Below are 12,304 nucleotides of genomic sequence, written 5' to 3' on the forward strand. Positions count from 1 at the left end.
GGCGAGGCCCCCGATCGGCCCTGTGTCACGGTCATCTGGTAGCCAGCGCGCCGAGTACGCGGTCGACGTCGTCCTCGGTGTTGTACAGGTGGAAGGACAGGCGTGTCCTGCCCGCGCGGATGCTGCCGACCACGCCGGCCCGGGCAAGTCGTTCTGCCTGGTCAGTGCTCAGGTCGAGGGAGATGATCGCCGAGTCGGCCGTGTCGTGTCCGAGCTCGGTCAGCACCGTGTCGGCCAGTCCGGCGCAGTGGTCGCGCACCCGCGCCAGATCGAGGCTCGCCAGCCACTCCGTGGACGCGGCGGCACCCACTTGGGTGAACCATGCCGGGGACAGGTCCAGCCCACGCGGGCCGGCCGCGAGACGCAGCGGCAGGCCGTAGACGCTGTCCCATGGGTCCTCGCCGGCATACCAGTTGGCGGCGTGCGGGGTGAGCGCCCACGCGTCCTGGTGCACGGCGAGCCATGCCGCACCACGCGGGGCGAACAACCACTTGTAGCCGGCGCCCACGACGTAGTCCGCCCAGTCGAGCCGCAGCGGCAGCCAGCCGGCGGCCTGGCTGACGTCGAGCAGGACGGGCTTCCCCATGGCACGCAGGGCGTCCAGGTCGACGAGGGCACCGTCGGCGGACTGGGCCACACTCACGACGACGAGATCATGCCCGGCCACCGCGTCGAGCAGGTCCCTCGCCGGCGCCTCGGTGACCTTGACGCCCCGGTTCTCCTGCGCGGCGAAGGGAAACGTGACGCTGGTGAACTCGTTCTCCACGGCCAGCACACGCGTCCCGTCCGGCACACTCGCCGCCACGAGCCCGACCACTTGCGACACGCTCGCCCCGCTCGCGACACGCTCGGCCGGCACCCCGACGAGCCGCGCCCACCCCGCCCTGGCAGCGGCGACGTACCGGTCGTACTGCGGCGGCACCGTCGCCCCGACACGCCACTCGGCGACGGCCAGAGCCACCGCGTCCGCCACGGTGACCGACGGAATGCCGATGCTGGCCGTGTTCAGGTATCCGGTCGGCACGTCGAACCGCTCCCCGAAGGCGACCCGCCTCGTTGTCTGCGCCATGAGCTAATAACAGCATGGAAACCACCGAGATCCAGGTGCGGACCGGCGACCGCGAGGTCGTGCACGACCTGACCCGCGAGTGCGCGATATTCCTGTCGTCCGTCGACGCGTCCGACGGTCTGCTGAACGTCTGGGTGCCGCACGCCACCGCCGGTATCGCGGTCATCGAGACCGGCGCGGGCAGCGACGACGACCTGCTCGCCGCCCTTCGCGACCTGCTCCCCGCGGACGACCGCTGGCAGCACCGGCACGGGTCGCGGGGCCACGGGCGGGACCACGTGCTGCCGGCCCTGGTCCCGCCGTCGACCACCGTCCCCGTCGTGGGCGGTCAGCTGGCGCTCGGCACCTGGCAGTCGATCTGCCTGGTCGACACGAACGTCGACAACCCGACGCGGACAGTGCGGCTCAGCTTCCTGAGTTGACCAGCTGCCGCGTCTCGGCCGGGGTCTCCGTGGCCTGCCCGCGGACCGGCCACAGCATCACCACGAGCCCGGCGACGGCCATCGACGCGAGGACGATGACGCCGGTCCGCACGTCCGGCGCGTCGGGCACCCCCTGGAGCAGGCTGCGCAGCCCTTCCGTGGAGAAGCGGAACGGCGTCCACGACCACAGGATCGCGCGGTAGGCGGGGTCCAGCATCTCGGGCACGGTGCCGGCGACCGCGGGCGCCAGCAGGTACATCGGCCCCAGGATGGCCGCGGCACGCACGCTGAGCAGCCGCACCAGCGCGCCCTGGACGGACGAGAACGCCACGGCGGTGAGCACGAGGAAGCCGATTACCTCCCCGCTGATGTTCAGCGACGAGTCCCAGAGCTTCAGCAGTCCGACGACGGCGCCGGTGGTGAGCACGCTGACCGACGCCACCAGTGCGAGTCGTGCGCCGACGGGTCGGATGTCACGTCGCGCCAGTAGCAGGGCGAAGGCCATGGCCGCGGCCAGGCCGCCGATCCAGAGCAGTGCGCTGGCGGCGAGCGGTCCGGTGCGGCCGGCCGTGCTAGCTGGGTGGACGGTCTCCACCTGCGGTGGCGCGAGGCGGACGTTCGACTGCTGCTGGGCGAACCCGCTGAGGAGTCCCTGCGCGGCACCGGTCAGCACCTGTGTGGCGACCTGGGTGCCCTGCGGGTTGACGGCGCCGGAGGTCACGATCGTGATCGCCAGGCCCTGGTCGATCTCCAGGATGCCGTAGACCTCCTTGTCCTCGAGGAGATCGCGGGCGCGTGCGGGATCGGTGACCTGCCACTCGACGGTGTCGCCGCCGTGGCTCGCGATCTGGTCGGCGGCCTGGCGCAGGGCGGGGTTGTCCGGGGTGGCGACGGCCAGCGGGAGGTGGTCCGGCGCGACCGTGGCCTGAACGCCGAAGGTGAGCAGCCCCAGCACGGTGGCGACCACCGCTCCCACCAGGCCGAGGCCCACCGCGACCATGGTCGGGTTACGCATCGTTGCCTCGATTCATCGTGTGTTGAATTAGGGGAACGGTACGCCCGTCCCGCCCATTGGGTCAACCCGTGTTGAATTTCTGCTCCCGTGTCACGATGGCCAGGTGAGAACGCTCGTACTCTGGGACATCGACCTGACTCTCGTGGACTACTCCGGCGTCGGCAGGCGCTGGTACGAGGACGCGCTGGCCACGGTGGTGGGGGTGCCGCTGAAGCGGCTGCCGTCGTTCCCCGGCCGCACGGAACGGTCGCTGGCCCGCGAGTTCCTGGCCACACACGGCTTCGAGCACACCGACGAGCGGGTGGAGCAGTTCTTCGCCGCACTCACCGAGCTGGCGGAGCAGGACCGCCCGTCCTTACCCACGCTCGGCCGCGCACTGGCGGGCGCGGCCGAGATCCTCGCCGACCTTGCCGGCCGCGAGAACGTCGTCCAGTCGCTGGTGACGGGCAACCTGCCGCTGCTGGCGAACTACAAGCTCGCCGCGTTCGACCTGCACCACCACATCGACTTCGAGATCGGCGGCTACGGCTCCCTGTCCGAACACCGCCACGACCTGGTCGGCGCCGCGATCTCCCAGGCAACGGCGAAGCACGACGAGTTCGACTCGGTCGTGGTCATCGGCGACACCCCGCACGACGTGGCCGCGGGCCTACACCACGGCACGACGACGGTCGGCGTGGCCACGGGCCGCTTCACGGTGACGGAGCTGGCGGAGTCCGGCGCGCACGTCACCCTCACCGACCTGGCGGACACGCCCGCGGTGGCGCGGGCACTCCTGCCCTGAGTTGTCCACAACCACGCATGGCACCGACCGTGACTGTCGGTGCCATGCCGTAGCGTCGAACCCGGGGGCCGGAGGCCGGCCCCCGGGTACTCGCCCAGTTGCCGCGTGACCGCGACCAGCAGACCCAGGCACGCGAACGCCGCCGGCACGAACCAGGCCACGCCGAGCCCAGGACCGTCCACGAGCGCGCCCGTGACCACCTGCCCGATCGCGGTACCGACCGGCCCACCCGCGCCGAGCATCGCCAGGGCGACCGGCAGACGGGCCGGTGGCGCGATCATGTCAGTGAGCGCGTAGAGCGTGATCATGTACGGCGCGATGCAGCATCCCGCCACGAGAATGCCCAGCCGCCGCGGGCCCAGCGGCAACGCCGCCATGCCGAGCACCAGGGTCACGCTGAACACGACGTAACCGGTCTCCACGCGGAACGACCTCGGCAGCCACCCGTAGCCGACGCCGGACACCGCGCTGCCGACACCGAGGCACGCGTAGAGAACGCCGGCGTCGCTCGCCGAGTACGCGGTGGTCGCCGTCTGTATGGCGCCGAAGATCGCACCGACCGCGACCATCGACGCGACCGGGGACGCCATGCCCCGCAACCGTCCCGGCCGAGGCAGCGCCTGGACCACGCCGTGGGTGTACATCGCCGCGAACGGCAGCGTGGCGGACAGCAGCAGGAGCCCCATGCCCAGCAGCGGCCCGTCACCCGGCCGGACGGCGGCGAAGAACGCGACGACGGCCGGACCGATGACGAAGCTCAGCTCGTCGACCGCGCTCTCGTAGGCGAACGCCGTGCGGAGACCGGCGGTGCCGCGACCGAGTGCGCGCGACCAGTGCACCCGCACGAGAAGGCCGACGTGTGGCTGGGTCAGCCCGACCAGGACGGCGCAGCAGACCATCGCGGGTCGCGACCCGGACGTGCTCGCGGCGACGAGGAGCGCGACAGCCGCCGCGTTGAGCACGGCCAGTGTGAGACCGAGCCGGCGGGCGCCGACACGAGCGACGAGCCCGCCGGCGGTCAGCCCCGCCGCGGCGATGGCAACGCTCTGTGCGCCGGCGGCCAAGCCCGCGAAGGTGTGACTGCCCGTCGCGTTCCGCAGCACCAGCAGCGAGCCGAGCGGCGTGATCGCGTACGGCAGGCGGGCGAGTAACCCGAGGGGAAAGAAGGCAGCAGGCGCTGAGCGCGCCAGCACGCGGTAGGACATGCGCGTCTCCGTGACATGCGTCGGAAACGCGCCTGCCCAGCCACCTGGCGCGTGTCTGTCCCGTTTCTGGGGTCGAGACTACGCGCGGACGAGCTCCGTCAGGTGCCGCACCGCGTCGTCCACCGCGACGTCGGAGCGTTCACCGCTGCGACGGTCCTTCACCTCGACGACGCCCTTCGCGAGCCCTCGGCCCACGACGACGATCGTCGGCACGCCGATGAGGTCCGCGTCCGCGAACTTCACACCCGGCATCGCGGTGCGGTCGTCCAGCAGCACCGACAGGCCCGCCGCGTCCAGGTCCGCCGCGAGCTTCTCGGCACCGGCGCGGATCGTGTCGTCCTTGCCAGCCATGACCACGTGCACGTCCGCGGGCGCGACGCCCCTCGGCCAGATCAGCCCGTGCTCGTCGTGCGACTGCTCGGCGATCGCGGCGACCAGGCGGGAGACGCCGATGCCGTAGGAGCCCATGGTGATCCGGATCGGCTTGCTGTCGGCGCCGAGCGCGTCGAGCTGGAAGGCGTCCGCGTACTTGCGGCCCAGCTGGAAGATGTGGCCGATCTCGATGCCCCGGGCGGCGACCAGCGTGCCCTGACCGTCCGGCGAGGGGTCGCCCTCGCGCACCTCGGCCGCCTCGATGGTCCCGTCCGGGGTGAAGTCACGGCCGACGACGAGGTCGACGATGTGGTGGTCGGCCTTGTCCGCGCCGGTCACCCACGCGGTCCCGGTCACCAGCCTGGGGTCGACGAGGAAGCGAACCCCGTTGTCCTGCAACGCCTTCGGCCCGATGTAGCCCTTCACCAGGAAGGTGTTCGCCGCGAAGTCGGCCTCGTCGAGGATCGCGACCTCGCGTGGAGCGAGCGCGGCCTCCAGGCGCTTCATGTCGACCTCGCGGTCGCCGGGCACGCCGACGGCGAGCAGCTCCCACTTCTCCTCGCCGGGGGCGCGGGTCTTCAGCAGGACGTTCTTGAGCGTGTCCGCCGCCGTGAACGTCCGGCCAAGGTCCGCCTTGTTGAGGAAGTCGACCAGGGTCTCGATGGTCGGGGTGTCGGGCGTGTGGTGCACCTGCGCGGCCGGCTTGTCCTCGATGGACTGCGCGGGGGGCACGGGGGTCAGGACCGCCTCGACGTTGGCCGCGTAGCCGGACACCGTGCTGCGGACGAACGTGTCCTCACCGCTCTCGGCCTCGGCCAGGAACTCCTCCGACGCGGACCCACCCATGGCCCCGGACATGGCGGAGACGATCACGTACTTCAGGCCGAGCCGGTCGAAGACCTTGATGTAGGCGTCGCGGTGCTTGTGGTAGCTCGACACAAGCCCGTCGTCGTCCAAGTCGAACGAGTACGAGTCCTTCATGAGGAACTCGCGCCCGCGCAGGATGCCAGCGCGGGGCCGCGCCTCGTCGCGGTACTTCGTCTGGATCTGGTACAGGATGACGGGGTAGTCCTTGTACGAGCTGTACTCGCCCTTCACCGTGAGGGTGAACAGTTCCTCGTGCGTCGGGCCGAGCAGGTAGTCGGCCTTCTTGCGGTCCTTGAGCCGGAACAGGCTGTCGCCGTACTCGGTCCAGCGGCCGGTCGCCTCGTAGGGCTCGCGCGGCAGCAGCGCGGGGAACTGGATCTCCTGCGCGCCCATCGCGTCCATCTCCTCGCGGACGACGCGCTCGATGTTCCGCAGGACCCTGAGGCCCAGCGGCAGCCAGGAGAAGCCGCCCGGTGCAACTCGGCGGACGTAACCGGCGCGCAGCAGCAGCTTGTGGCTGGGCACCTCGGCGTCCGCCGGATCCTCACGCAGCGTGCGCAGGAACAGCGACGACATCCTGGTGATCACGGCAGTACTCCTCGATAGGAAACGTGCGATAGAGGGTAGTGAACGCCGGTCTGCCAGCGCATGCGGGTTACGCCGGACGCTCTCCCAGCGCCGGGCGCACGAGCCGGTCCTCGGTCACGATGGCGGTCACCAGGTCCGCCGGCGTGACGTCGAAGGCCAGGTTGAGCGTCTGTGTGGCCGGCAGGTCGCCGAGTATCTCCCGCCCGTCACGCACCTCGATCTCCACGTCCGCGCCCGCGGTGAGCGCCGGGTCGATCGTCGACTCCGGCGCGGCGACGAGGAATGGCACCCCGGCTCGCGCGGCGGCGAGCGCCAGCGGGTACGTGCCGACCTTGTTGACCACATCGCCGTTCGCGGTGATCCGGTCCGCACCGACGACCACGGCGTTCGCGAGCCCTCTGGCCAGCACCGTCGCGCCCGCGGAGTCGACGACGAGCGTGTGGTCGACACCCATGCCGGCCAATTCCCACGTCGTGAGCCGGGCTCCTTGGAGCAGCGGTCGGGTCTCGTCGACGTAGACGTGGCGGAGCAGCTTGCGCTCGTGCAGCGACCGCACGACGCCGAGCGCCGTCCCCCATTCCACGCAGGCGAGCGCGCCCGCATTGCAGTGCGTCTGGACCGCGATGGGGCCGCTGACCTGCTGTGCCAGCCACTCAGCGCCACGGTCGCCCAGGGCCCGGTTGCGTGCCGCGTCCGACTCGAGGAGATCGAGTGCGGCGGCGAGGACGGCGTCCACACCTTCCGGCAGCTTCGCCAGCACGCGGTCGACACCCCAGGCCAGGTTGACCGCGGTGGGCCGGGCGTTGCGCAGGGCGGCGAGATCACGTTCGCGCTGGGACGGTTCGTCTCGCACCGCCATGGCCGCGCCCAACGCTCCCGCTACTCCGAGTGCCGGAGCCCCCCGAATGGCGAGTCGCTGGATCGCGGCAACGAGGTCCTCAACAGTGAGAATCTCCAGGATGATGACTTCGCTCGGTAGTTTCGTCTGGTCGATCGCCACGATGTGGTGATCCTGCCAATCAATGGTCCGCACGACGCCCATTTTTGTCGGTGCCCGGCCGTAACGTCCCGCCCATGAACAAATCACTTGCGGTCCGGCAGCGGTGGCTGCCATCCTGCTCGCCAGTTCGTTTCGCGCCGGTGGGTTTCGCCGGCGGACGTGAGGGAGGTGCCCTGTGGCTAAGACGGTCGCCTGGACGTGGCACGCCCGCGTCCGCCCGCCCCGCTGAGTGCGGTCTGCCTTCTGGCACACGCCTTTGGTGGGGCGTCACATCCTTTCTTGAGGGAGAACCCACCAGTGCGTCTGCACGACATCGAAGATTTCTACGACGACGAAGACGGTTTCGAGGGCCGCCGCTCGCGCCCACGCAAACCGAAGCGCAGCGAGGCCGACCGCTTCGCCGCCTCCTCCGGCGACCCCGAGGAGGTGTTCGACCCGCAGTCACCCCGTTCCGGCCGGCTGACCGAGCAGGAACGGGCGAGGCTGGCCGCGGTGCGCGAGAGCGCGCTCGCGGGCCCACCCTTGCCTCCGGGCGCGGACCGCTGGTCCACCTGGGGCGACGGTGAGCAGGGTCCGCACCCGAGGCCGGAATGGGTGGTCACGGAACTGGCCGCCGCCGACAGCGAGCTGGGCATCCTGAAAACAGGCAAGGAGGCCGACGTCTTCCTGATACAGCGGGCGGTGCCGGACACCAACCGCGGCTGCCTCATGGCGGCGAAACGCTACCGCTCGAGCGAGCACAAGCTGTTCCACCGGGACGCGGGCTACCTCGAGGGTCGGCGTATGCGCCGCAGCCGCGAAATGCGGGCCATCGCGAACCGCACGTCGTTCGGCCGCAACCTGATCGCCGAACAGTGGGCGGTGGCGGAGTTCGCCGCTCTGTCGAGGCTGTGGTCCATCGGCGCCCCGGTCCCGTACCCCGTGCAACGCAGTGGCACGGAGTTGCTGATGGAGTACCTGGGCGACGACGACGGGTCGGCGGCCCCGCGCCTGGCGGAGCTGCGCCCGGACCAGGAGGAGCTACAGGACCTGTGGCTCCAACTGGCGGAGGTGCTGCGGCTGCTGGCGGGCGAAGGGCTGGCCCACGGCGACCTGTCGGCATACAACCTGCTGGTCCACGAGGGCAGGCTGATGCTGATCGACCTCCCCCAGATCGTGGACCTGGTGGCCAACCCGAGAGGCCTGGAGTTCCTGTCCAGGGACGTGGCGAACGTGGCGTCCTGGTTCCACTCGAAGGGCCTCCCGGAAGAAGAGACCGACCCCATGACGTTGACCGAGGAGCTGATGGAAACAGCAGGTCTGACCTAAGACCACCGAACGGGGGAGGTGACCCCCGCCGGCCGGCCACCACACGCCGGTCGGCGGGGCCACCCTCGCCAGCCACCGACAGCTCACCGAGTGTGTCGAACATCATGATCCGGATCCGTCCCCGACGTCGTGGCCACTGGTTCTTGTTCTGTCGAACCACTCGGGAGCAGGCCGGAAGGCGCCGGAGGTCGACTCCGGAGCGTGATCCCGCTCCCGCCCCACACCGGGCGGTCGGCGGGTCGAGTACTCTGGTGATCGCCACCGCGAGCGGACCCTGTGCCGCTCTCCTGCCCGGCACGAGGCCGGTTCGGCGGAAGCGGTGACCACCACACATTTCGGCGTAACGTGCGCCGGGCTCGTCCGTGTCCCTGTCCTGCCAGGGTTCCCCGGGACGTGCCATGTCCTGAGAGGACCCTAGTGACAGTGATGCACGACCGGTCGGCGTATGCCGGCCGCGGCCCCCGCTCGACGCGCAACCGCGCAGGCGGTGGCAAACCCAACGGCACGCACAACCGGCGCCCGCGTGCTGACCGCACGCCCGCTCCGCAGCTGCCGGTGCTCGACACCATCCCCACCTCGCCGATTCCGGACGTGGACTCGTTCGACGAGCTCGGTCTGTCGCCGAAGCTGTCCGCCGAGCTCGCCAAGGCCGGCATCGCCAAGCCGTTCCCCATCCAGGCCGTGACGCTGCCCGACGCCCTCGCAGGCCGGGACGTGCTCGGCCGCGCCCAGACCGGCTCCGGCAAGACGCTCGCGTTCGGACTCGCGCTGCTGTCCCGGCTCGAAGGCGGCAAGGCACGCCCGAAGTACCCGCGTGCCATCGTCCTCGTGCCGACCCGTGAGCTCGCGATGCAGGTCAGCGACGCGTTGACGCCGCTCGCGAAGTCGCTCGGCCTGTGGTGCCGGACCGTCGTCGGCGGCCTGTCCTTCTCCAAGCAGGCCGACCAGCTCCGCCGGGGCGTCGACCTGCTGATCGCCACCCCGGGCCGGCTGTCCGACCACGTCCGGCAGGGCACCTGCGTGCTGGACGAGGTCCATTTCACCGCCCTGGACGAGGCTGACCAGATGGCGGACATGGGCTTCATGCCGCAGGTCCGCGCGATCCTCGACCTGACGCCGGACGGCCAGCGCATGCTGTTCTCGGCCACTCTCGACAACGACGTCCAGCAGCTCGTCCAGCGCTACCTGCACGACCCGGTGACGCACTCGGTGCAGCCGGCGACGGCCAGCGTGACCACGATGGACCACCACGTGCTGCTGGTGTCCAAGGAAGACAAGCCGGACGTGATCGCGGAGATGGCCGCGCGCGACGGCCGCACGATCCTGTTCCTGCGCACCAAGCACCACGTGGACCGTCTGACGGCGAAGCTCCGCTCGATCGGCGTCCGCGCCGGCGCGCTCCACGGCGGCAAGACGCAGGGCGCTCGCAACCGGGTCCTTGACGACTTCCGCGAGGGCTCACTCCCCGTCCTGGTAGCGACGGACGTGGCCGCACGTGGCATCCACGTGGACGGCGTCAGCCTCGTCGTGCACGTCGACCCACCCGCCGACTCGAAGGCGTACCTGCACCGCGCCGGCCGCACGGCACGCGCGGGCGAGTCGGGCACCGTGGTCACCGTGGTCACCCACCAGGAGCGCCGCACGGTGTTCCGGATGACCGAGCAGGCGGGCGTGCGCCCGACGAGCACGAAGGTCAGCCCCGGCGCCGACGACCTGGTGCGCATCACGGGCGCCCGCATCCCGAGCGGCGAGCCGATCGTCGAGCAGGAGCAGGCGAAGCGCCCACCCCGCACCCGCCAGACCGGCGGCGGCTACCGAGGCCAGGGCGGCCGCAAGCGCTTCACCCCGCGTCGCCCCCGCTCGGACGCCTGAGCGAACGACCACACAGCAGCCGCGCCGGGGTTCCCGGCGCGGCTGCTGTCGTCAGGGCTCCTCAGTCACCCAGTGCGGCGACCGGGCCGATCACGATGATGGCCGGAGGGCGGATCTCGTGTGCGGCGACGTCGGCCGCCACGGTGTCCAACGTGGACTTCACGACGCGTTGGCGGGCCGTGGTGCCTTCCTGGATCACGGCCGCCGGGGAGTCGCCCGGGCGGCCGCCGGCGAGGAGGGCCGCCGCGATCGCGCCAATACGGTCGACCGCCATCAGCAGGACCAGAGTTCCGCGCAGCGCGGCCAGCGCTGGCCAGTCCACAAGCGACGACGGGTCGCCGGGGGCGACGTGGCCGGACACGACCACCACCTCGTGAGCGACCCCGCGGTGGGTCACCGGCACGCCGGCAAGCGCCGGCACCCCGAACGCCGACGTGACACCCGGCACCACCGTGACCGGCACGTCCGCCGCAGCGCAGGCCAGCAGTTCCTCGAACCCCCGGCCGAACACGTACGGGTCACCGCCTTTGAGGCGGACCACGAAGCGACCTTCGCGGGCGTGCGAGATCAGCAGGGCGTTGATCGCCTCCTGGGACGCCGCCCGCCCGTACGGGAGCTTCGCAGCGTCGATGACCGTCACTGACGGTGATAACTCCTCGAGAAGACTGGCCGGGGCCAGGTGGTCGGCCACGACGACGTCCGCCTGCCCGAGCAGCCGGCGGCCACGAACCGTGATCAGGTCCGGGTCGCCCGGACCACCGCCGACCAGCGCGACCCCGGTGGGGCGGGCCAGGTCGACCGGCAGCGAGCCGGCGCGAAGGGCGGCCAGCAACCCGTCGCGGACCGCGGCCGACCGCCGGAACGCACCGCCCGCGAGCACCCCGACCAGCAGCCCGTCGTGGTTGCCGGTCGCGGGTGTGACGGCGGTGCCCGCCTCCCCCGCGTCGGCACGCACGCAGAACACCCGGCGGCGCTCGGCTTCGGCCGACACGGCCTCGTTGACCGATGGCGACGAGGTGCAGCAGAGCACGTACCACGCGCCGTCGAGGTCACCGTCCACGTAAGACCGCTGGTGCCACACCACGGCGCCGGAGGTCACGAGCGCCTCGACGGACGGCGTGACCGACGGTGAGATCACCTCGACAACGGCTCCGGACGACACCAGCCGGGGCAACCGGCGCTGGGCAACCGTCCCACCGCCGACCACCACGACCCGACGTCCGGCCAACGCCAACCCAGCCAGGTAGTGCGACTCAGTCATGGCCGACAGCATGCCCCACGGGCGCGAGCGCGGTGAGGTCATGGTCGCCACACCCCCACCGGGCGGCCTCCGGCCCCCCGGTCACCAGAGTACCGACGAGCACCGACAATTCCCGAGCCACGAACGCCCACTGGCAACGAATTCACCCACCAACCCCGACGAAAGTCCCATTCATGCGCCAGGGGCCCCCCGATTTCCACGCTACCAGCGAGCACCGACACTCCACGGCACACGAACCCCACCTGCCCACAACCCCCGCGTGTCCAACACTCCAGACCCGCGTGTCCAACGCTCCAGACCGCTGAGTTCAACAAAACGCGTCATCCGAACAGCGCGAGCGACCTCGCGGCCCAACCCGCATTGTTGAACTCAGCGGTTCAGAATGTTGGACACGCGGGTCCGTGGTGTTGGACACGCGAGGTGTTCGCGGGCGCTACCACTGGGGGCCGACAGTCCGCGGTGCTGTGATCTCCGCTGTGGACAGTCGCCTGGGCTGTGGACAACCCGGGGCCGCGAGGGCTTCCGCGCCGGTCCGTGTCGG

General features: G+C 71.0%; 9 protein-coding genes. 4 read left to right on the plus strand and 5 right to left on the minus strand.

Translation table 11 applies throughout. The features are described 5' to 3' along the window. Positions 1 to 31 precede the first annotated feature (31 nt). Positions 32 to 1,069: an aminotransferase class V-fold PLP-dependent enzyme gene (locus VF106_RS28700; protein WP_330842978.1), complete on the minus strand. Its 1,038-nt coding sequence runs from the start codon at positions 1,067 to 1,069 to the stop codon at positions 32 to 34. Positions 1,070 to 1,083: 14 nt separating this feature from the next. Between VF106_RS28700 and VF106_RS28705 the strand changes: the two genes are divergently transcribed. Continuing rightward, on the plus strand, positions 1,084 to 1,491 hold the full coding sequence (locus VF106_RS28705) for a secondary thiamine-phosphate synthase enzyme YjbQ (RefSeq protein ID WP_330842979.1): 408 nt from the start codon (positions 1,084 to 1,086) through the stop codon (positions 1,489 to 1,491). On the opposite strand, the gene VF106_RS28710 is transcribed toward VF106_RS28705, so the two are convergent. Then, positions 1,475 to 2,506, minus strand: a complete 1,032-nt coding sequence (locus VF106_RS28710; protein WP_330842980.1) for an ABC transporter permease — start codon at positions 2,504 to 2,506, stop codon at positions 1,475 to 1,477. The genes VF106_RS28705 and VF106_RS28710 overlap by 17 nt on opposite strands. 103 nt (positions 2,507 to 2,609) lie before the next feature. Between VF106_RS28710 and VF106_RS28715 the strand changes: the two genes are divergently transcribed. Beyond that, on the plus strand, positions 2,610 to 3,290 hold the full coding sequence (locus tag VF106_RS28715; protein ID WP_330842981.1) for an HAD family hydrolase: 681 nt from the start codon (positions 2,610 to 2,612) through the stop codon (positions 3,288 to 3,290). A gap of 1,283 nt (positions 3,291 to 4,573) precedes the next feature. Here the strand turns inward: VF106_RS28715 and VF106_RS28720 are convergent. Both VF106_RS28720 and mtnA read right to left on the minus strand, forming a co-directional pair. Then, positions 4,574 to 6,322: a proline--tRNA ligase gene (locus VF106_RS28720; RefSeq protein ID WP_330842982.1), complete on the minus strand. Its 1,749-nt coding sequence runs from the start codon at positions 6,320 to 6,322 to the stop codon at positions 4,574 to 4,576. A gap of 67 nt (positions 6,323 to 6,389) precedes the next feature. Further along, positions 6,390 to 7,364 carry an S-methyl-5-thioribose-1-phosphate isomerase gene (gene mtnA, locus VF106_RS28725; protein ID WP_330842983.1) on the minus strand — a complete coding sequence of 325 codons (975 nt, stop codon included), beginning with the start codon at positions 7,362 to 7,364 and terminating at the stop codon, positions 6,390 to 6,392. Positions 7,365 to 7,619: 255 nt separating this feature from the next. Between mtnA and VF106_RS28730 the strand changes: the two genes are divergently transcribed. After that, entirely contained in the window at positions 7,620 to 8,630 is a 1,011-nt protein-coding gene (locus tag VF106_RS28730; RefSeq protein WP_414639079.1) for a serine protein kinase RIO, read from the plus strand. 426 nt (positions 8,631 to 9,056) lie between these two features. After that, on the plus strand, positions 9,057 to 10,502 hold the full coding sequence (locus VF106_RS28735; RefSeq protein WP_330843047.1) for a DEAD/DEAH box helicase: 1,446 nt from the start codon (positions 9,057 to 9,059) through the stop codon (positions 10,500 to 10,502). 61 nt (positions 10,503 to 10,563) lie between these two features. Here VF106_RS28735 and cobA read toward each other — a convergent pair whose 3' ends face one another. Then, positions 10,564 to 11,763 (minus strand): uroporphyrinogen-III C-methyltransferase, encoded by a 1,200-nt coding sequence (gene cobA / locus VF106_RS28740; RefSeq protein ID WP_330842984.1) that lies wholly within the window; start codon positions 11,761 to 11,763, stop codon positions 10,564 to 10,566. Positions 11,764 to 12,304: the final 541 nt, after the last annotated feature.

The sequence above is a fragment of the Actinophytocola sp. genome (assembly GCF_036378875.1).
Lineage (GTDB): Bacteria > Actinomycetota > Actinomycetes > Mycobacteriales > Pseudonocardiaceae > Actinophytocola.

What these genes read in the sequence shown, in the direction of transcription:
- VF106_RS28735 (WP_330843047.1), top strand. Translation starts at nt 9,057, where the DNA reads ATGCACGACCGGTCGGCGTATGCCGGCCGCGGCCCCCGCTCGACGCGC.
- VF106_RS28705 (WP_330842979.1), top strand. Translation starts at nt 1,084, where the DNA reads ATGGAAACCACCGAGATCCAGGTGCGGACCGGCGACCGCGAGGTCGTG.
- VF106_RS28710 (WP_330842980.1), bottom strand. Translation starts at nt 2,506, where the DNA reads ATGCGTAACCCGACCATGGTCGCGGTGGGCCTCGGCCTGGTGGGAGCG.
- cobA (WP_330842984.1), bottom strand. Translation starts at nt 11,763, where the DNA reads ATGACTGAGTCGCACTACCTGGCTGGGTTGGCGTTGGCCGGACGTCGG.
- mtnA (WP_330842983.1), bottom strand. Translation starts at nt 7,364, where the DNA reads ATGGGCGTCGTGCGGACCATTGATTGGCAGGATCACCACATCGTGGCG.
- VF106_RS28700 (WP_330842978.1), bottom strand. Translation starts at nt 1,069, where the DNA reads ATGGCGCAGACAACGAGGCGGGTCGCCTTCGGGGAGCGGTTCGACGTG.